The 19,052-nt window shown below is 64.5% G+C and carries 23 protein-coding genes; 13 read left to right on the forward strand and 10 right to left on the reverse strand.

From position 1 onward, the window contains the following. Positions 1–44: 44 nt before the first annotated feature. Both AC3IQ7_RS16325 and AC3IQ7_RS16330 read right to left on the reverse strand, forming a co-directional pair. Complete coding sequence (locus tag AC3IQ7_RS16325; RefSeq protein ID WP_322429237.1) at positions 45–374, reverse strand: immunity protein Imm33 domain-containing protein; 330 nt, start codon at positions 372–374, stop codon at positions 45–47. 7 nt (positions 375–381) lie between these two features. Then, on the reverse strand, positions 382–762 hold the full coding sequence (locus AC3IQ7_RS16330; RefSeq protein ID WP_322429236.1) for a hypothetical protein: 381 nt from the start codon (positions 760–762) through the stop codon (positions 382–384). Positions 763–1,064: 302 nt separating this feature from the next. Here AC3IQ7_RS16330 and AC3IQ7_RS16335 point away from each other — a divergent pair, with 302 nt between their 5' ends. From AC3IQ7_RS16335 to AC3IQ7_RS16375, 9 genes are all read left to right on the forward strand, one after another. Continuing rightward, positions 1,065–1,256: a hypothetical protein gene (locus AC3IQ7_RS16335; RefSeq protein WP_099376728.1), complete on the forward strand. Its 192-nt coding sequence runs from the start codon at positions 1,065–1,067 to the stop codon at positions 1,254–1,256. Positions 1,257–1,452: 196 nt separating this feature from the next. After that, complete coding sequence (locus tag AC3IQ7_RS16340; RefSeq protein ID WP_099376727.1) at positions 1,453–1,638, forward strand: hypothetical protein; 186 nt, start codon at positions 1,453–1,455, stop codon at positions 1,636–1,638. Positions 1,639–1,714: 76 nt separating this feature from the next. After that, complete coding sequence (locus AC3IQ7_RS16345; RefSeq protein WP_489206681.1) at positions 1,715–2,728, forward strand: ATP-grasp domain-containing protein; 1,014 nt, start codon at positions 1,715–1,717, stop codon at positions 2,726–2,728. Next, on the forward strand, positions 2,710–3,576 hold the full coding sequence (locus AC3IQ7_RS16350) for an SDH family Clp fold serine proteinase (protein ID WP_099376726.1): 867 nt from the start codon (positions 2,710–2,712) through the stop codon (positions 3,574–3,576). The genes AC3IQ7_RS16345 and AC3IQ7_RS16350 overlap by 19 nt, the downstream gene beginning before the upstream one ends. Next, positions 3,570–4,103 (forward strand): MauE/DoxX family redox-associated membrane protein, encoded by a 534-nt coding sequence (locus AC3IQ7_RS16355; protein WP_489206682.1) that lies wholly within the window; start codon positions 3,570–3,572, stop codon positions 4,101–4,103. Before AC3IQ7_RS16350 ends, AC3IQ7_RS16355 begins: the two co-directional genes overlap by 7 nt. Next, entirely contained in the window at positions 4,103–4,657 is a 555-nt protein-coding gene (locus AC3IQ7_RS16360) for a thioredoxin domain-containing protein (RefSeq protein ID WP_489206683.1), read from the forward strand. The genes AC3IQ7_RS16355 and AC3IQ7_RS16360 overlap by 1 nt, the downstream gene beginning before the upstream one ends. Beyond that, on the forward strand, positions 4,654–6,426 hold the full coding sequence (locus AC3IQ7_RS16365) for an ABC transporter ATP-binding protein (RefSeq protein WP_489206684.1): 1,773 nt from the start codon (positions 4,654–4,656) through the stop codon (positions 6,424–6,426). The genes AC3IQ7_RS16360 and AC3IQ7_RS16365 overlap by 4 nt, the downstream gene beginning before the upstream one ends. A gap of 11 nt (positions 6,427–6,437) precedes the next feature. Continuing rightward, positions 6,438–6,839 carry a GFA family protein gene (locus AC3IQ7_RS16370; RefSeq protein ID WP_489206685.1) on the forward strand — a complete coding sequence of 134 codons (402 nt, stop codon included), beginning with the start codon at positions 6,438–6,440 and terminating at the stop codon, positions 6,837–6,839. Between the two features lie 110 nt (positions 6,840–6,949). After that, on the forward strand, positions 6,950–7,198 hold the full coding sequence (locus tag AC3IQ7_RS16375) for a DUF3297 family protein (RefSeq protein WP_010398340.1): 249 nt from the start codon (positions 6,950–6,952) through the stop codon (positions 7,196–7,198). A 64-nt stretch (positions 7,199–7,262) separates the two neighbouring features. Here AC3IQ7_RS16375 and AC3IQ7_RS16380 read toward each other — a convergent pair whose 3' ends face one another. The 7 genes from AC3IQ7_RS16380 to AC3IQ7_RS16410 all read right to left on the reverse strand — a co-directional run bounded on the left by AC3IQ7_RS16380 (position 7,263) and on the right by AC3IQ7_RS16410 (position 14,681). Next, complete coding sequence (locus tag AC3IQ7_RS16380; protein ID WP_489206686.1) at positions 7,263–8,135, reverse strand: HvfC/BufC family peptide modification chaperone; 873 nt, start codon at positions 8,133–8,135, stop codon at positions 7,263–7,265. Next, positions 8,125–9,054 (reverse strand): MNIO family bufferin maturase, encoded by a 930-nt coding sequence (gene bufB, locus AC3IQ7_RS16385; RefSeq protein WP_489206687.1) that lies wholly within the window; start codon positions 9,052–9,054, stop codon positions 8,125–8,127. Before bufB ends, AC3IQ7_RS16380 begins: the two co-directional genes overlap by 11 nt. Then, entirely contained in the window at positions 9,054–11,078 is a 2,025-nt protein-coding gene (locus AC3IQ7_RS16390) for a ferritin-like domain-containing protein (RefSeq protein ID WP_489206688.1), read from the reverse strand. The genes bufB and AC3IQ7_RS16390 overlap by 1 nt, the downstream gene beginning before the upstream one ends. A 270-nt stretch (positions 11,079–11,348) precedes the next feature. After that, positions 11,349–11,996: a hypothetical protein gene (locus AC3IQ7_RS16395; RefSeq protein ID WP_489206690.1), complete on the reverse strand. Its 648-nt coding sequence runs from the start codon at positions 11,994–11,996 to the stop codon at positions 11,349–11,351. Beyond that, on the reverse strand, positions 11,993–12,847 hold the full coding sequence (locus AC3IQ7_RS16400) for a hypothetical protein (protein WP_199534236.1): 855 nt from the start codon (positions 12,845–12,847) through the stop codon (positions 11,993–11,995). The genes AC3IQ7_RS16395 and AC3IQ7_RS16400 overlap by 4 nt, the downstream gene beginning before the upstream one ends. A gap of 81 nt (positions 12,848–12,928) precedes the next feature. Next, the gene (locus AC3IQ7_RS16405; RefSeq protein WP_199534235.1) at positions 12,929–13,747 is read right to left on the reverse strand and encodes a glutaminyl-peptide cyclotransferase; all 819 of its coding nucleotides are present in this window, start codon (positions 13,745–13,747) and stop codon (positions 12,929–12,931) included. Positions 13,748–13,772: 25 nt separating this feature from the next. Further along, positions 13,773–14,681: a LysR family transcriptional regulator gene (locus tag AC3IQ7_RS16410; protein ID WP_489206691.1), complete on the reverse strand. Its 909-nt coding sequence runs from the start codon at positions 14,679–14,681 to the stop codon at positions 13,773–13,775. 103 nt (positions 14,682–14,784) lie between these two features. Between AC3IQ7_RS16410 and AC3IQ7_RS16415 the strand changes: the two genes are divergently transcribed. Next, complete coding sequence (locus AC3IQ7_RS16415; protein ID WP_099376717.1) at positions 14,785–15,243, forward strand: CidA/LrgA family protein; 459 nt, start codon at positions 14,785–14,787, stop codon at positions 15,241–15,243. Then, complete coding sequence (locus tag AC3IQ7_RS16420; protein ID WP_322429222.1) at positions 15,240–15,929, forward strand: LrgB family protein; 690 nt, start codon at positions 15,240–15,242, stop codon at positions 15,927–15,929. The genes AC3IQ7_RS16415 and AC3IQ7_RS16420 overlap by 4 nt, the downstream gene beginning before the upstream one ends. Here the strand turns inward: AC3IQ7_RS16420 and AC3IQ7_RS16425 are convergent. Then, positions 15,926–16,609, reverse strand: coding sequence for a TetR/AcrR family transcriptional regulator (locus AC3IQ7_RS16425; protein ID WP_322429221.1), 684 nt, complete (start codon positions 16,607–16,609; stop codon positions 15,926–15,928). The genes AC3IQ7_RS16420 and AC3IQ7_RS16425 overlap by 4 nt on opposite strands. Before the next feature lie 84 nt (positions 16,610–16,693). Here AC3IQ7_RS16425 and AC3IQ7_RS16430 point away from each other — a divergent pair, with 84 nt between their 5' ends. Together AC3IQ7_RS16430 and mnmH are read left to right on the forward strand one after the other, a co-directional pair. Beyond that, positions 16,694–17,836, forward strand: coding sequence for an FAD-dependent oxidoreductase (locus AC3IQ7_RS16430; RefSeq protein ID WP_322429220.1), 1,143 nt, complete (start codon positions 16,694–16,696; stop codon positions 17,834–17,836). Between the two features lie 90 nt (positions 17,837–17,926). After that, on the forward strand, positions 17,927–19,018 hold the full coding sequence (mnmH, locus tag AC3IQ7_RS16435) for a tRNA 2-selenouridine(34) synthase MnmH (RefSeq protein ID WP_489206692.1): 1,092 nt from the start codon (positions 17,927–17,929) through the stop codon (positions 19,016–19,018). Positions 19,019–19,052: the final 34 nt, after the last annotated feature.

Raw genomic sequence — 19,052 nt, forward strand, 5'->3', positions numbered from 1 at the left:
ATACCTATTTATCAACGTCAACGACAATCTTGCCGGTCAGAAAGTCACTCTTCCAGCCACACGTCTTCGTAGCCTTCGCGGTCAAGGATGAACCTGGCGCCGCTGGGCAAGGCCAGGTAATCGACCACTTGCGGCAGCATGTCGTGCAAGTGTTCCGCATGCAGGGGCTGGTAAAAGCCGCTGGCATCGTCGTGTTCGCCGCAGTGGATGAACCAGCTGATGGTGCCGTTTTCCGGCAGCGCGACGCGCGTGCCATAGATGGGCGACTGGTCCAGGCTGCCGATGGCCAGGGCCACCATGGGCTCCGGTGCTTGCGCGGGCAAGCCGAATTTGTCGCAGATGCGCTGCTGTGTTTTGCTGATCGGTGTGCTCATGCTGTCCTCAGGATCCGATGTATTGATAATGGAGGCGCAGCGCGCCGTCGTGGCCGGACATTTCCAGGTGCAAGGTCGCTTCGCCCGGCTGGCCATCGGCCAGCAGCATGCATTCCAGGCCCAGCGGTCCGGCATCGGTGGCATACACATCGACGGCCGCGCGGCCACCCTTGCCCGGCACGAAGGCTTGCGCCAGCGGCGTCAGGGACAACGCCTGGTTGGCCACAAAGTAGCTGTCGAGCATCTCGATGATCTCGTCGGCCACGCCGGGCGACAGGCCCCAGTCGCGTTGCAGCGCAACAGGATCGCGCCGGTCGAGTGTCCGTACGAACGCGGCGGCCTGCGCATATGCCAGCTGCCGCAAGCTGTCTGTGATGGCCATTTCCATAAGGTGAGTCCTGCCCTATCCATTCAACAGGCGCCATTATAGTGCCTCGCCGCGGGTATGGTCGATCCGTTTGCTGGCAATAATCAAGCACCCTGCCGCTCATTTAAATCGACATCCTTATTATTTATCGCACCGCAATAAAATAAATGACCTGCGTGATATTTGGTGAGTATTTAAAATAGATAATCGAGAATACGATTGATTTCAAGTTGACGCTTATTTATTCAGGCGCTAATATCGAATGGCCATATACCATGGCATACAGCGCAAGCAGTACTTAACCATCACAAGAGGATAGTACAATGCAAAAACAGAACCACTCCAAATTGTTCGCATTCAAACTGGCTGAAAAACAGGTACAAAAACTGGTAGCGCCCGCCACCGCCTGGAAGGTGCGCGACGGCGTCGCCGTGGCCGGCTGCACCGCGGTGGAAGCTGAGCAGTACCGCGATTCCTCGCGCTTCCAGCCAAACGACCGCGGCCAGTATTGCTGATCACTGGCACGCCATAACCCCCGTCCGGCGTGGGGCTTCATCTAATCCCTCATATTCAAACTGGCGCTGACTCCAATTCCGGAGCGGCTTTTCGGCGCGCAAGGAATATATAAACACCTGCCAATTGGAGATTCCTTTTTTTAAACAGGTATTCCCGGTAAAAATCAAATCGCAACCATTCATATAGGATATTCCCATGCACAAAGAAACCAAGCTGTTCGCATTCAAACTGGCGGAAAAGAAGGAACAGGAAAAGCCTGCCCTTCCCGCGCCCTGGAAGGTGCGCGACGGTGTCGCCGTGGCCGGCTGCACGGCGGTCGACAGCGAGGAGCAATACCGCTATTCGCGCATCGGCTCGAGTGACGGCGGCGAGTTCTGCTGATACGTTCCAGCTGAAAGCCTTGCCACGGCAAGGCTTTTTCATCTTCCCGACTTTCCGCTACTGCAGGCCCCCCTACATGCACAAAAAGGTCTTGATTATCAGCCATAGCGGCGATCTGCACGCCGACCTGGTCGAAGCCATCCTCGCCGCGCGCGGCCATGCCCCCTTCCGTATCGACCTCGACGCTTTTCCCCGCGATTACCAGCTGTGCCAGCGCCTGCTGGACGGCCGCGCCAGCGCGCGCCTGCGCCACTTGCCCGATGGCGACTGGCTTGACTTGCAGCAAGTGGGCGCCGTCTGGCTGCGCAAGGCGGCCGACTATGCCTACGCCAGCGCCGACCTGACGCTGCAGGAACGCGCCTACGCCCAGCTGGAAACGGAGCAAGCCATCTTCAGCGTGCTGTACGGACTCGATTGCTACTGGCTCAGCCATCCGCTGGCCCTGCGCGGCGCCCAATGGAAAGGCGAACAGCTTGCGCGGGCCGCGCGCATGGGTTTTCGCGTGCCCGCCACCGTGATCACCAATGTGCCCGACGACGTGCGCGCCTTCCGCGCGGCCGTCAACGGGCCCATCATTTTCAAGAGCATGTCCACACCCAGCCTGGCCGCCGAAGCCGTCGGGGAAGCGGACAGGGTCAGCGCCGGCATCGGCACCACCATCGTCGACGATGCCATGCTGGACAGCCTGGACGCCGTCAGCGAGCTGAGCTGCCAGTTCCAGGAATATATCGCCAAGCAATATGAGCTGCGCGTCACCGTGATCGGCAAGCGCCTGTTTGCCGCGCGCCTGTATTCGCAGGACGATGCCCGCACGGCCATCGATTCGCGCGACATGTCGGCCCCCATCCGCTATGAGGCGTGCACCTTGCCAGCGGAGATAGAGCAGCGCTGCCTTGCTTTCGTGCACAGCTATGGCCTCGAGTATGGCGCGCTGGACCTCATCGTCACGCCCGACGGTGAGTATGTTTTCCTGGAAAACAATCCTGTTGGTCAATTTTTGTATGTACAACAACTGGTGCCCGCCTTGCCCCTGCTGGAAAGCGTGGCCGACACCCTCATCGAAGGAGCGCTATGCCACAGCCAGACTTGAACCTGCTGCCGTCGCAGCTGCGCGAACTGGAGCAGGCGCGCGACAGCCGGGCCATTGTCCTGGCCGCCTCGCACCTGGACATGGAACTGCTGCCCGCCCTGTACGAGCTGTGCCAGGGCATCGGCACCGTGGCGCGCCTCGACGTGGTGCTGCACGGACGCGGCGGCATCGTCAACGCGGCGCGCCGCATCGCCATCCTGCTGCGCCAGCATGCGCGCCACCTGAGTTTTATCGTGCCCTTCCACTGCCAGTCGGCCGCCACCCTGCTGACCCTGGGCGCCGATGAGATCATCGCCGGCGACCTGGCCCTGTTCTCGCCCATCGACCCGCAGCTCGATGGCGCCGACGGCGGCTCCATGTCCAGCCTGGACATCAAGGCTTTCGGCGACATGGCGCAGCAGTGGTTCGGCGTGGATGCCGGCGAAGCGCGCCAGCAATCGCTGTCCCTGCTGTGCGGCAGCATCTTCCCCCCTTCCCTGACGGCCTTTTACCGCACCACCCTGGAACTGACGCAGATCGGCGAAGAATTGCTGGCCTGGCAATTGCCCGAGGCCACACCCGAGGCGCGGCGCGCCATCGTCGCGCAACTCGTGACGGGTTATCACTCGCACAACTATGCCTTGACACGCGAAGAACTGGCGCAGCTGGGCTTGCGCATGGAACGCGATGCCCACGCCGAACGGCTGGGCTGGGCCATTTCCACACAATTGCAGGCAAGCATAGGCGGCGCCCTGCGCAGCGCGCCCGACGAGCCGTGGAACGATGCCCTGCTGGCGTCGCGCGACGGCGTGCAACTGCGGCGCCAGCGTCCGGGCGGCTACGCGCCCGTGTGGAGCACGCAATGCTGACACCCGTGCTGTCCACGTTACTGGCTGCGTTTTTATCCGATATCGCGCGCTACTGCATTGCCTTGCTGTTGCTGGCGGCCAGCGTGGGCAAGCTGCGCAGTTACGGTGACTTTCGCGCCAACCTGGCCACCTCGTTCGGCGTGCCGCCCGCCGCCGCCAGCCTGGCCGCGCCCGCCCTGGTGGCGGCTGAATTATGGCTCGCCGGCTGGCTGCTGGCGGGAGGCGCCCAGTTGCCGATGCTGCTGTCGCTCTTGCTGCTCGGTACCCTCACGGCCATCCTGGCCTGGCGCTATTTCACGCACAGCGTGGTGCGCTGCAGCTGCTTTGGCGAAGCGGCGCGGCCCGTGTCGCAGTACGACTTGCTGCGCAACGTGCTGGTGGTCGGCATCAACGGCGCCTACTTTGCGCTGGCGCAAGAAACGACCTTGTCCATCGCCACCACAGTATTGGCCGCCGGACTGGCGGCCATCGTCTGCGTGGCCACGATTTCCCTGCACGACATCGCCACTCTGGCAAAGGCCGACTGATGGATGCCACGACCCTGCAACTGGTGCTGGCGGCGCTGGCCTTCGCCCTCGCCGGCAATATCTGGCTCAGCCTGGCAGTGCTGCGCGCCAGCCGCCGCGAACGCCTCGCGCCCACGGCGCTGGTGCCGGGCCAGCCCCTGCCTGCCGTGCTAGCCCGTCCGCTGGCTGGCGGCGCACGTTTCCAGCCGGGTGCCAGCGGCCAGGCGGCCGTGCTGCTGTTTTTGGCCAGCCGCTGTCCGAAATGCGCGGAAAAGCTGGCCGGCATCGAACAGCTGCTGCCGCTGGCGCGCGAGGCAGGCCTGGCCGTGTGGCTGATCAGTGAAGAACCGGTCCGCCGGCTGCGCGCCTTTTTACCCGGCAACGCCTTGCGAGCGGCCACGGCGCGGCTGACGCTGCGCGACTACCGGCGCGTGAATCCGCTGATGAGTTCTCCCTCCTATGTCTTTGTCAATTACGAAGGGCAAGTGGAAGCGGCCGGTTTGATCGGCGACGAAGACTGGCTGGCCCTCGTCGAACAACTGAACGCGGAACCGTCGCAGGAGCGCGCCGCATGAGCCATCTGAACTTCGGCCCGCATGTTGAACGCCTGCGCCTGCTGTATCCCGTGCGCTGGCGCATTGCCGCCGGCCTGCTTTGCATGATCCTCACCGTGGGCGTGCAGCTGGCCTTCCCGCAAGCCATCGCGTATTTCATCGACAACGTGGCGGAACTGACGCGGCGCGGCGTCACGCCGGGCATGGTGATCGCCATGCTGGCCTTCAGCCTGCTGTATGCGCTGGTCACGAGCGCGCGCTTCTATTTGCTGCAATCGAGCGGCCACATGATCGTCATGGGCGTGCGCCGGCGCCTGTTCGACGTGGTCATCAACCAGCCCATCGCCTTCTTCGACAAGCACCATGGCGGCGAACTGAACAGCCGGCTCACGTCCGACGTGTCGGCTCTGCATGAAAGCCTGACCATCGGCGCGGCGAATGCCCTGCGCTCGCTGTGCGTCTTCGTCGGCGGCATCGCCATGCTGCTGCAGCTGTCACCCATGCTGAGCCTGCCGCTGGCCCTGTTCATTCCCATCAGCCTGTATCTGGGCAAATTATCAGGCAGTAATTACCGGCAGCGTTCGCGGGCCATTTCCGCCAGCCTGGCCGCCAGCGGCAAGGTGGCGCAGGAATACTTTGCCCATGCGCGCCTGGTGCAGGCGTTCAACCAGCAAGGCGGCGCCATGGCCCGCTACGCGCAAGCCATGCGGCAACTGCTGGAGGTGTCCCTGGCCGGCACACGGCTGCTGGCCGTGTTTCAGGGCGCGCAAGGGCTGCTCGCCTTCGTTGCCCTGCTGACCACTCTGTGTTTCGGCGCCCACCTGATCGGCCAGGGCCGGTTGAGCGTGGGCCAGCTGACGGCCTTTGTCATCTATGCCAGCATGGTGACGGACACGGCCGGCTCGATCAGCGAATTCTGGAACACGTGGATGCGCACCATGGGTTCGACCGACCGCATCTTCGATATCCTGCGCAGCCACCGCGCCGTGACCGAGATGGCACCGCAGCCGCCGCTGGCCGGCCATATCGCGCTGCGCGACGTGCGTTTTTCGTATCCCGAACGCACGCAAGCCACGGCCCTCGACGGCGTCAGCCTGTCCATCCGTGCGGGCGAAAAAATCGCCCTCGTCGGCGCCTCGGGCGCAGGCAAGTCCACCATCGCCAGCCTCGTGCTCGGCCATTACCAGCCTGGCACGGGCAGCCTGCAGTTCGACGGCATCGATGCGCAGGTGCTGGGCGTGACGCAGCTGCGGCGCCAGATGGCCGTGGTGGAACAGGAACCGGCCCTGTTTTCCGGCAGCATCGCCGACAATATCGGCTTTGCCGTGCCGGATCGCCAGGTGACGCGTGAGGAGATGCTGGCGGCGGCCCGCCTGGCGCACGCCCATGATTTCATTGAGGCCTTTCCCGATGGCTACGAGACCCTCGTGGGCGAACGGGGCGTGCAATTGTCCGGCGGACAGAAGCAGCGCATCGCGATTGCCCGCGCCATCCTGCGCGCGCCGAAAATCCTGATCCTGGACGAAGCTACCAGCGCGCTCGACGCCGCCAGCGAACAGCAGGTGCAGCGCGCCCTCGATACCCTGATGCAAGGGCGCACCACCATCATCATCGCCCACCGCTTTTCCACCATCGTCAAAGCGGACCGCATCATCGTCATGGACAAAGGCCGGATTTGCCAGCAAGGCACGCACGCAGAGCTGCTGCGCGCGGGCGGCCAGTATGCACGGCTGATGCAGCAGCAACTGTCGCAATTTCAGCAGTTGCATGACAGTACGGCAACGCTGTAAAGTAGGCCACGATGAAAAAAACCTGTCATGGCAGTTGCCACTGCGGCGCAGTGCGCTTCGCGGCCGAGATCGACCTGGCGGCTCCCAGCCTGCGCTGCAACTGCTCATTCTGTCTGAAAGTGCGCTGCTGGGCCAGCCACGTTCCCCCGTCAGCCTTCCGCCTGTTGTCCGGCGAGGTGGATTTGAGCGAATACCGCTTCGGCGCAGGCCGCGAACGCCATTATTTTTGCCGCCACTGCGGCGTGCGCCCGTTCGGCCGCGGCGATTCGCCCCGCAGCGGTCCGTTTGTCGGCATCAGCGTCAACTGCCTCGACGATGCGTCTGCCGCCGAACTGGCCAGGGTACCCGTCACCTTTGTCGATGGCTGGCACGATGTGTGGGACGCACCGCCGCAGGAAACGCGGCATCTGTGAGGCAAGAAGGATGGCAGGGAAAGGAAATGCGGCTGCGCCATGTCGTGGGCGGGCAGATAAGCGTGCGCTGCCCGTTGTCTGGATCAGCATTCTGGGCGATAATTACGCCCATGAACGATACCACCACCTTACCCCCATTGCCCGATCGCCTGTCGATCGACCCTAGCAGCCCTTACCACGTTGCAGCCGTGTTCGAGAACGACGTCGGCATCCGCTTCAACGACAAGGAACGTCTTGACGTGGAAGAATATTGCATCAGCGAACGCTGGATCAAGGTCGCTTCCACCAAGTCCCTCGACCGCCGCGGCCGTCCGCTGCAGATCAAGCTGAAGGGCAAAGTCGAAGCGTTTTACCGCTAAGCAACACCTATATTGTCATCGAGGCCGATTTCCATCGGCCTTTTTTACGTCCGCCGCTTTCTACTCAGGCATCAACGGTGATCAGCCCGGCCGAGGCCGCCAGCGGCAGCCACAGCATGGCGTCGGCCAGCACCTCGTCCGGCGTCCGGCCGCTCGACCGCGCCGCCTGCCCCGCGCACTGTGCCAGCGGCGCGCCGCCGGCCAGCGCTTGCAGGCAGTAAAATTGCCAAGGCTGCAACTCCTGCATGGCAAGCCGGTAATGCATGCGCGAAATGGCGACGAAGGCGGGCCTGGCATCCGGCTGGGCCGGCACGGCGTCGTCCGGCGCGGCCTGTGCCTGTTGCCAATATGCACACAGGGGAAATGACAGGGCCAGCAGCCGCGTGCACGGCGCCAGGCGCCAAGCCGGTGCATTTCCCAGCAGCAAATCCAGTCCGCAAGGCAGCATGGGCGGCGCCAGCTTTTCCAGGCCGGGCGCCCTGCCCGCCTCGCTGCGCGCCCGTTCCAGCTGCGCCAGTTCGACGGGAAAGCGCAATGCGTCCCCCTGCGCGCCGGCGGCACGCTGGCTGGCGGCAAGGAAATCGGCAAAGCCGGCACCCAGGTCATACAGGGTCGCTGACGCAGACGGATGGCGCCAGACATAGGCGCGGGCAAAGAAGACGAACAGCTCGTCACCCATGACCTTGCGCAAGACGGGATAGTCGGCTTGCAGGCATTCGAGCAGGCGCTGCACATAGCCGTCCGCATGGATGTGCAGCGGCGCCGGCCCGCCCCGCGCCTGTTTCAGCACTTGCTCCTGCGTCAAGCCGTGGCGCTCGCTGGCCAGCTGGGCACCATGCACGGCACCGCCCGGTGCCGTCATGGCCGTCAGGAACCACGCCTGCAATTGCGCCAGCGGAGCGTCGGCGGGCGCGTCCCTGGCGGCGCTACGGCGCATGGGCCGCCTCCAGGTGAAAACCCAGCGGCGTGGAGACGGCGGCGGCAGCCATGGCTGTCACTGCATCGGCGAATTCTCCCCGCCCGGCCGCGCGCGCCTTGTCCAGTTCAAGCAGCAGTTGCGGGTATGGCGGAATCTTCGCATCCCATTCCAGCAGGGCCGACACGCCGCCCGTCAGCTGCTGCGCCAGCGCGTACAGGCGCCAGACGGCGGTCGGCACGGGCGCGTCGTGGGTATCGATCAGCACGGCGCCGCACACGGTCGGCCCGGCCACGTGGATCTGCACGATGTGCGCGTGCGGCAACTGGCGGATGTAGGCGGCCGCGTCATAGCCGTGGTTATGCGCGCTGACGTGGACATTGTTGACGTCGAGCAAGAGTCCGCAACCTGTGTCCTCGGCCAGGCGGCCCAGGAATTCCCATTCCGGCATGCTGGACTGGGCAAACTCCACGTAGCTGCTGGGGTTTTCCAGGATCAGGGGACGGCCCAGGAATTCCTGCACCTGGCGCACGCGCCCCGCCACGTGGCGCAGACTGGCCTCGTCCAGCGGCAGCGGCAGCAAATCGTGGCTGTTGAGCGAAGCGGCGCCCGTCCAGCACAAGTGGTCGGAAATCCACGCGGGCCGGAACACTTCGGCCAGCTGGCGCAGCTTGCGCAGGTAGGCCAGGCTCAGGGGATCGCTGCTGCCGATCGACAGCGACACGCCATGCATGACGATGGGCACTTGCGCGGCCACCTGCTCCAGCACATGGCGCGCATAGCCGTGGTTGTCGATGAAATTCTCGCTGATGATCTCGAACCAGTCCACCTGCGGCCCGTGGCGCAGGATGTGCGCATAGTGCGGCGGGCGCAGCCCCACGCCCAGGCCCAGGTTCGGCAAGCCCAGGCGTGGCGCCACCGCGTGCATGGCGCGCTGCATCAGGTCGACGGCGGCAAGGCCAGGCGCAGGTCGGTAGGCGTCGGCGGCGCTCCCACCGGCGTGCCACGCGCGGCCATCACCTTGCCGTAGGCTTCCCAGGCCTTGTCGTAGACATTGTCGCCGAGCGCGAAGCGCATGGTCTGGCCCAGCGGAATGCTGCGGTGGTCGGGCGCGGGGCCAAAGTCGTACAGGATCATGGTGGCCGGCGCGGGCGGTTCCTTGCCCGTGGTGTTCGGATACAGCTGCGAGGCCGAAATCGGCACGGCGCAGCCGCCGAAGCCGCCGCATTTGTTGTCGCTGGGCGCGCTGTAGACTTTATCGGGCTGCGGCGGAGGCGGCGGCACATAGCATGGCGTGCCCGGCGACGCGGCAAGCTTGACCGAGTGGCCGCAGGACGAGCCGCCCGTGTCGGCCTGGGCAAAGCCGCAGCCGCCCTGGGCGTGGCAGCCGTTGGAGCCCCGGCAAGTGTGATAGACGGCCAGCGCGGCGCAGGTGGACGAGGCTTCGCCTTCCAGGTGCATGCCCTGGCAGGCGTGGTACAGCACGCTTTTCTCGGCCAGCGGCACGCCCGTCGCCAGGTTCGGCGCCTGGCCCAGCACGGCCCAGCAGATGGCCATGCGGTCGCCCGCGCCCACCATCGACGGATACGGGAAGTCCAGTTGCTGGTTCAACCAGTACTTGTCCAGCACGGAAGTGATGCCATAGATGGCGCCCGTGGCCACCGTGCTCAGCATCTCCAGGGTGCCGCTGGCGTCCTTCAGGCGGTTCAGGGCGCCCGCCACGGCGGCCGGCGCGGGGATGTTCTGTGGTGCGGTGGCCGGGTTGTAGCGCTCGTTGGTCAGCATGGCCGCGCTCCAGCAGCCCCCTTCCGCGTGCCAGCGGGCCCAGGTCTGCACTGGGAGCATGGCCTTGACCTGGCGGAAACGCTCGTAGTGGTCGAACCGGGCGCTGTCGTGGCGCGCCTGCGCGTCGCGCGATTCGGCATCCTTGCCATTGTTCGCGTAAGACGGATAATCGCACTTCAAGGCATCCAGGTCTTCGCGGTAGTCTGGCTGCACGGCCATCAGGCGCTGCGCCGCGTCGCGGCGGTAGCGCTGGATGGCTGTTGCGCTGCCCTCGCCCTGGTCCGTGATGGCCGCCATCATGTCGATGGCCTTGTTGAACGAGCCAGTCTGTCCGCCATCCTGGTCCTGCGGGCCGAAGCAGGTGTCGAAGCGGGGAAATTCCGCCCGCGCGTGGCCCTGGACCTGGCTGTTGAACATGTCCTGCTGCACCGAGCCATTGACGAACAGCTTGTGCCACAGGGTCTGGCCATCCGTGTATTCGATGCTGATGTAGCGCGCATAGCATTCGTACATGTAGCCGATGGTGCCGAACAGGGGCAAGTCCTGCACGTGCTTGCCCGGTGTCCAGCCCGGCAGCGGCACTTCCGGGAAGTATTTGGTGTGGTTGTGCTTGTCGAACTCCGCCAGTTGGGCGCGTGCCTGCTCCTCGGGCTGCTCGATGGCGAGGAACAGGTCGCACTGATTGGTGTTCAGTTCTTCCAGGTTGACGCGCACGTGGCGGTAATCGGCCGTATCCTGCAAGTCGACGATGTGCGGGATCACCGTGCGATCCTTGCCATAGCAGGTCCAGCCGTGGTCCTGCGATTGCAGCTCCGAGCCCGTGAAGCATGGCGCCGTGCCGATGGCCGTGGCCAGGTTGGCTGCCATCTGCAGGTGCAGCATTTCCTGGATAAAGACGCTGAAGATGATATTGAAAGCCTTCTGTTCCTTCAGCTCGGGCCGGGCCGTGGTGCCCATGCCCGGCCACTGGCGGCCTTCATAATAGGTGATGCCTTTCGAGTTGATCTGGTGCGTGCCGTGGATCGAGTACATGGTGGCCATGTACAGGGGTATGGTGAACAGTTCCACGCTGACGGCCGCCTGGGCGATGGCGCGCACGGCGGCCTTGTCGGTGTCCAGCATGTCGAGCGGGCGGTTGGTAATTGCGGGCTGGGTGCTTCCTAAAACAGGCATTTTCATTCTGTATCTCCACAGGAAGGATGCGTTTCGGATATCGGGCCGGGTCGCGCCATCTGCGTGCGCTGTTCACGGCAAGGAAATCATACGCCTGAGAAAGATATTTTTGCGGCAAGATTTATGCGCTGAGCAAGGGGCAATGCCGCCAGCCCTGGGCCATGAAAATAGGCGTTTTCAGCTGCCATTCGATGACAATTGAATAGAATCGGCAAAACGCGCGCGTGTATAAGCGCCGCACCGGCAAGCGCCGGCGCGTGGCTTGCACGATGATAGTTAAGCCGCCGGCGGCGGCTGGAAGGCGCAGAAGCCCGGCCACTGGTCGCGGCTGTCGCATACTTTCAGGCAGCCTTTGTTATCCTTGAACGTGGCGACGACCTTGATGGGGAAGCCATATTTTGGCGTGGTGGCCAGGAAGGCGGAAGGGCAGCTTTGCTCGTTGCTGAAGCGGAAAGTGATTTCTTCGCGGCGGCCCTTGCGCTCAAAGCCCAGCATGAAGGTTTCATTGCTGTTCCACTGCGCCTTGCCCGGCACGCGGAAGCGGTAGCGGGGGCTGCCCGGCTGCTGGCCATCAAGTTTCTGGCCGAAGACGCGGCTGCTGGCCGTGGCCGTCTCGACCTTGGCAACGGGATACACGACGGCAAAGATATAGGTGCCGGCAAAACCCTGGTCGAAGCCGAGTCCCTTCTGGTAAAACGGCACGACGATATGCGGCGCGCCCGCGTATTCCACGGTATTGCGCGCCGTCACGCGCGACGTCAGCTTGTCATCGGGCTCTTTGCCGAAGACCACGTCCAGTTCCAGCAAGGCTTGTTGCTTGTCGATATCTTGCGCCAGGTAATCCTGCGGGAATATTTCGCCATGCACGCAGCCGGCCAGCAAGGAGGCGGCGAAGCAGCCCGCGATCAGTTTGGGTAGTGTCATGGCTGTTTTCCTTCCGGCGGCGCGGAAATGAGGCCCAGCCCCGTCACTTGCAAGCCGTTCTTGCCTTGTTTCCATTGAAATTGCTGGCCGAACCAGGCCAGTTCCAGCTCGCGCCGGATGCGGATCGAATCCGTGCGGCCCTGGCGCGCCTTGATGGCGGCGCCCGCCTGCGCGGAAGCGGCGTCCGACAAGGGCTTCAGCCACCGTTGATAGGTGTCCGGCGGCAAGGCCAGCTCACCGGCCACGCCGTCGTCGCGCGTGGCAACGATGATGCCCACCTTCGTCAGCGCATTCGTCAGATAGGCGCCGCGCCGCCCGTCGGGCGAGACGGAGACGAGCATGGCATGCGGATAATCGCCCCTGACGTTGCCCGGCACGTCAAACCACAGCAGTTCGCCCGTGCCCGTATCGAGCGCGCGTCCGTCGCGGGGAAACAGCAGCACCTCGCTGTTGCCCGGCTGCGGCACGCCCCATTCGGGGTCGCGTTCCGTGCGCACCATGTTGTCGCGCTGCATGGGACTGATGGGGCGCATCAGCGGTTCGCCATTCTGCACGCCGATCAATATCGTGCCCTGCCCCGTATAGCCCTTGGTAAAGGCCAGCAGCATGGGCTGGCCTTCGCGCGTGGCCTTGATCGGCCGCACTTCCACCACTTCGCGCGCGCCGCCGGGCCAATAGCCGTGCTTGCGGAAAGTCAAGGTAACGAGCGGGTCGTGGCGGTCACGCGTGACGACAAAGTCGCCGTATTGCTTCATCACCGGCACGTAGGATGTTTGCGCCTGCGCGGCGGGCAGGACGGCGGCAAGCAAGCTGGCGGCAGCCGCCAGGCGGCATAAAGATAGGGACAGCATGGCATCCTGTAAAGGTCGCACGGGGCGAAGAATCAGAATTCTAAACGATTCCTCGCCAGCAACACTGTCCGATAGGAAACATCAACGGCGCTGGATTTCGATCAGCTCGATCTCGAACAGCTTGGGCCACAGTTTTCCCGTGACAAACAGGCGCTTGCCGCGCGCATCCCAGGCGATGCCGTTGAGCACGGCATCGGGATTGGCCGTGCCCCGCTGCCCGGGCGGCAGCAAGCCCGTCAGGTCGATCCAGCCGACAACCTTGCCGCTGGCCGGGTCGATGCGGGCGATCACGTCCGCGCCCCACACATTGGCAAACAATTGCCCGTCGACCATTTCCAGCTCGTTCAGACGCTCGATGGCGCGGCCCTCGGCCTTCACCTCGAAGCGGCGCACCTCGGCCAGGGTTTTCGGATTGAGCACGCGGATGGCGGACGTGCCATCGCTCATGTAGACGAATTGACTGTCGCTGGCCAGGCCCCAGCCTTCTCCCTGGTAGCTGAATTTGCGTTTCAATTTGAAGGTCTTCAGGTCGAAGACATAGCCGGTTTGCGAAATCCACGTCAGGCCCAGGATTTCATCACCCACGTCCGTGATGCCTTCGCCAAACACTGTCTTGTCCAGCATGGTTTTCTGCAAGACCTTGCCCGTCGCCAATTCCACCTTGCGCAAGGAAGACTGGCCGTTCTGGCCCGTGCTTTCATACAGGTGGCCATCCTTGAACAGCAAGCCCTGGGTGAACGCCTGGGGGTCGTGCGGATAGGTATTCTTGACGAAATAGCCATACACGGGAATGGCGGCCTGAGCGTAGCCCATTTCGCTCATCAGACCCACGGTGCACAACAATCCCAGCAGCAGCGAGCCGGCCGTGCGTTTCAGTCTTGTTTTACCGATATTCTTCATATTCTTGACGGTGGTTGGCGAGCGCCTATTGTAAACGGGCCGCGTCCGCCATGCGCGCCCTGACGAGTTCGAGCCAGGCCCGCGCCGCAAACGACAGCCGCCCGCCGCGGCGCCAGGCCAGCATCAGATTCCACTCCACGGGTGGACCGGCGAGCGGAATGACGGCAAATTGCGCTTGATCCAGCGTGTCGCAATACATCTTCGGCAGCAGGCAGATACCCACGCCCAGCCTGACCAGCGAGGCAATGAAATCCCATTGGCCGCTGCGGCCCGTGATGCGCGGGGCGAAACCGGCCCGCTGGCAGGCGTCCAGCACGATGTCATTCAGGGCAAAGGCGGCGCCATAGAAAATGAACGGGCTGTCGGCCAGCTCGGCCAGGGCGACGGAAGCGCGTCCCTGCCACGCAGAACCGGGCGCGGCCAGCAGGCACAGCGGCGAGCGCACGAGGGGCAAGGCTTCGAAATCCTGCCAGGTGGCCGCATTGCCCGGGTAATCGAGCATGGTGCCCAGCTCCACCGTGCCGGTGCGCAAGTCGCGCTCAATCGCCTGCGTGCCGCTTTCATACATTTTCAGCTCGATACCGGGATAGCGCTGGTGGTACTCGGCCAGCCACGGCGCCAGGGTGGAATGCGTCTGCGGCGACACGCCGACCCTTAATTCTCCCCGTTCCAGATGTTGCAGGTCGCGCAATTCCACTTTTAACTCCGCGTGCAGGGCCAGCAATTCATGCGCGCGCGACAGCACTACCTGGCCCGCATCCGTCAGGGTAAACCGCTTGCCCGCGCGGTCGAGCAAGGCCAGGTCCAGCGACTGTTCCAGCTGGGCGACCATCTTGCTGACGGTGGGTTGCGTCACGTGCAGCCTGGCGGCGGCGCGCGTAAAACTGGCTTGCTCGACCACTTCGACGAAGTAGCGCAGGGAGCGGATATCCATGATGCATTCCAATATCGAATGATAATCATGAGTTTAAGTCATTTTATCTTTTGATGCGGGATCCCTACAATGAAAACTTCCCCCTGCCGTTTGAAAGCCCGCCGTGAAAGCCTTGCACTGTTCCACCGCCGCCCTGCCCTCCATCCCTGCCTGGCGCCAGCCAGCGCAGACCGTGTGGCAAGTGGGCATCCTGACCGCCGCCTGGTGGCTAGCCGATGCGGCCGCTTCCGCGTTGCACTTGCCGTTTTCCGGCGGCGTCGTGGGCCTGTTCGTGCTGGTGGCCCTGTTGCTGGCCGGCTGGGTGCGGCCGGCCGCCATCGCACTGGGCGCGAACTGGCTGCTGGCCAACATGCTGCTGTTCTTCATACCCTTGGTCGTGTCCGTGGTGCAATTTACGCAGCTGCTGAAGACGCAAGGTCTGATGCTCTTCGTGAATATCGGCCTGGGCTTTGCCAGCGTGATGCTGGCCACGGCCTTCACCGTGGAAGGGGTGTGCCGCTATGAACGCAAGCTGCGCCTGCAAAAACTGCTGCGCCAGCGCGCAGCCAGGGCGCAAGCATGAGCACCCTCGTCCTGTCGCTGCTGTTCTTGCTGCTGACCCTGGTGCTGTTCTACGCCAACCAGGCGCTGCACCGCCGCCATCCCCACTTCCTGCTCACGCCCGCCATCTGCACCTCGGCGATATTGATCATCATCGTGCAGGCGACCTCGACCCCGTTTGCCACGTATTTCGGCGAAACGCGCTGGCTGCCGTGGCTGCTGGGGCCGGCCACCATCGCGTTTGCGCTGCCCATCTTCCAGGAGCGCAAGCTGATCCGCAAGCACTGGCTGGCCCTGTCGCTGGGCAGCTGCGCCGGCATTGTCGCATCGGTCGCCGCCACCCTGCTGCTGGACCGGCTGATGGGCGTGCACGGCGACATGGCGCGCAGCCTGCTGGCCCGTTCCGTGTCGACGCCGTTCGCGCTGGAAGCGTCGCGCCACATGGGCGGCTCGGCGCAGCTGACGGGCATATTCGTGGTGATGACGGGCTTGTTCGGCCTGCTGCTGGGCAAACCGTTATTGAAACTGCTGCCCTTGCGCATGCGCATCGCCCGTGGCGCCCCGTATGGCGCGGCCGCGCACGGCTTTGGCTTGTCCGTGGCGCGCCGGGTCGGCACGGAAGAAGGCGCCGTGGCCAGCCTGACGATGATTTTCTCGGGCGTCGTGACGGTGCTGCTGGCGCCTCTGCTGGGGTATCTGCTGGGCTAGTCGTCCGCTTGCAGGGCCTGCATGCCATGCACGATCAGGTCTATCCCCGCCAGAAAATCCTCGCGGTCGTCGTGCGCGCGCAATTGCCCCGCCACCTTGCGGGCAAACGGAAACGCTTGCGCGTCGAGGCGTGACCAGGCGCCCGCCAGGGTGTCGAGGAAATGCGCGCGCTCCAGGCCCTGGTCGCGCGCGATGACGGCGTTGGCCGCATTCTGCCCGCTCACGCCCAGCAAATAATTCAACAAGGTGCATGCCGCCAGCCACTGTTTTTCCTGCGGCACGCCCAGGGCATCCACTTGCCGGCCCAGGCGTTCCAGGATGCGCACCGTGGGCAGCTGGCCCGGCGCGCGCGACAGGGCCGAGCCCAGCCATGGATGCGCATCCATCGCCTCGAACATGGCCAGCGCCACGGCGCGGATGCCCGCCTGCGGCGTGGCGCCGTGGGAAGCGGAATCCATGGCGCGGGCGACGATGGCGTCGCTGGCGGCCGTAAACAAATCATCCTTGTCGGCCACGTGCCAGTAAATAGCCCCCGCCCCCGTGGCCAGGCGTGTTGCCAGGGCGCGGAACGTCAGACCGCCCTCGCCCGATGTGTCGAGCAGGGCAATGGCGGCGTCGATGATGGTGTCGCGCGTCAGCGAGTCGGCGCGTCGTGGTGGGTTCGCTACTGTCTTGGGCATCGCTTATCTTGACACAGATGCCGGCTTGCCGCAAAATTCTTGTGGAACACTGTTCCACATCATCGACAACACCAAGGAAGCATCATGCATATCGCCATCATCGGCGCAGGGCTGGGCGGGCTGATGCTCGCCCGCGCGCTGCACGTCCACGGCATCGCCGCCACCGTCTATGAAGCGGACGCTACACCGCAGGCGCGCCGCCAGGGCGGCATGCTCGACATCCACGAAGACACGGGCCAGCAAGCGCTGCGGGCAGCCGGCCTGCATGACGCCTTCCGCGCCCTCATCCATGCGGGCGGCGAAGCGAGCCGCGTGCTCGACCAGCACGGCACGGTCCTGCTCGAAGAGGGAGACGATGGCACGGGCGGCCGTCCCGAAGTGGCGCGCGGCGAACTGCGCAAGCTCCTGCTCGAGTCGCTGCCGGCCGGCACCGTGCGCTGGGGGCATAAACTGACCGGCGTCACGACGCTGGACGGCTGCCAGCACAGGCTGAGCTTTGCGCACGGCGCCACGGCCACCAGCGATCTGCTGGTGGGTGCGGATGGCGCCTGGTCGAAGGTGCGTCCGCTGCTTTCCAGCGCGCAGCCCGCGTATAGCGGCATTGCCTTCATTGAAACCTATCTGTTTGACAGCGACCGCCGCCACCCGGCCAGCGCGCACGCCGTAGGCGGTGGCGCCCTGTTCGCGCTGGCGCCCGGCAAGGGTATACAGGCGCACCGCGAAGCCGATGGCGTGCTGCACGCCTATGTGGCCCTGAGCAAGCCCGAGGCATGGCTGGCCGACATCGATTTTGCCGACCCCGCCGCCGCCCGGACCCGCATCGCGGCCCAGTTTGCCGGCTGGGCGCCGGCGCTGACAGCCCTGATCACGGAGGCGGACACGCCGCCCGCGCCCCGTCCCGTGCATATGCTGCCCGTGGACCACCGCTGGCAGCGCGTGGCGGGCGTGACCTTGCTGGGCGACGCGGCCCATCTGATGGCGCCGGCAGGCGAAGGGGCGAATCTCGCCATGTTCGATGGCGCCGAGCTGGCGCAGGCGCTGGTGGCCCATCCGGGCGACGTGGAAGCGGCCCTGCTGGCGTATGAAACGGCGCTGTTTGCGCGCAGCAGCGTGGCGGCGGCGGAGTCCGAGCGCATCCTGCGCCTGTGCTTTGGCGACGACGCGCCGCACGGCCTGGTCCAGTTCTTTGTCGGCATGCAAGACGCCGGCCCGGCGCGCGAAGTGTAAGGGGCGGCCTGAAGCGCAGTGCCAAAGCTCCACGCCAGCGGCCTTTATCGGGGATAATACGTCTTTCCCCCCACCAGCAGCCGCGCCACGATGAAATACCCAGCAGTTCAGCCTTTCAGCGACATCCTGCCCCGCTTGCATGAGTTCGATGCCATCATCGACGTGCGCAGCCCGTCCGAGTTCGCGGAAGACCACTTGCCGGGCGCCATCAACCTGCCCGTGCTGGACGACGAGCAGCGCGTACGCGTCGGCACCCTGTATAAACAGACGAGCGCCTTCGAAGCGAAGAAGCTGGGCGCGGCGCTGGTGGCAAAAAATATCGCGCGGCATATCGAAGAGGGGTTGCTCGGCCACCCGCAGCACTGGAAGCCGCTCGTCTACTGCTGGCGCGGCGGCAACCGCAGCGGCGCCATGGCGCACATCCTGGCGCGCATCGGCTGGCCCGTCACGCAGCTCGAGGGCGGCTACAAGGATTACCGGCGCCACGTGAACGCCGAGCTGGCCACCCTGCCCGAGCGCTTCGACTTCATCAACGTGCTGTGCGGCCCCACGGGCAGCGGCAAGAGCCGCTTGCTGCAAGTATTGGACAGCCAAGGCGCGCAAGTGATCGACCTGGAGCAGTTGGCGGCCCACCGCGGTTCTGTGCTGGGCGGCTTGCCCGAGGAAGACCAGCCATCGCAAAAAGCGTTTGAAAGCGCGCTGTGGCAGCAACTGCGCACTTTCGACCCGCAACTGCCCGTCTTCATCGAATCGGAAAGCAAGAAAGTGGGCCGTTTGCGCGTGCCCGACGCGCTGATGGAAAAGATGCGCGCAGCCGATTGCACGGACGTGCGCCTGGCCACGGACCAGCGCGTGCAATTGCTGATGCAGGATTATGCGCATTTCGTCGGAGACCCGGCGCGCCTGAACGTGCAGCTGGCCCTGTTGACGCAGCTGCATGGCAAGGAGAAAATTGCCCACTGGCAGCAACTGGCCACGTCCGGCCGCATGGCCGAGCTGGTGGAAGAATTGCTGGTGCAGCACTACGACCCCGTCTACCGGCAATCGATCGCCCGCAATTTCAGCCGCTACGCCCAGGCGACGCCGCTGGTCTTGCCCGACATTTCAGACCATGCCTTTGAGCAAGCCGCGCGCACATTATGTGCTATCGTCGGCGAACAACGTACCGCCAGCGCCACGTGATGCCTGGCTTGCCACCTAATTACTTATTTCAGCA

The organism is Janthinobacterium sp. GL_088 (assembly GCF_057837845.1).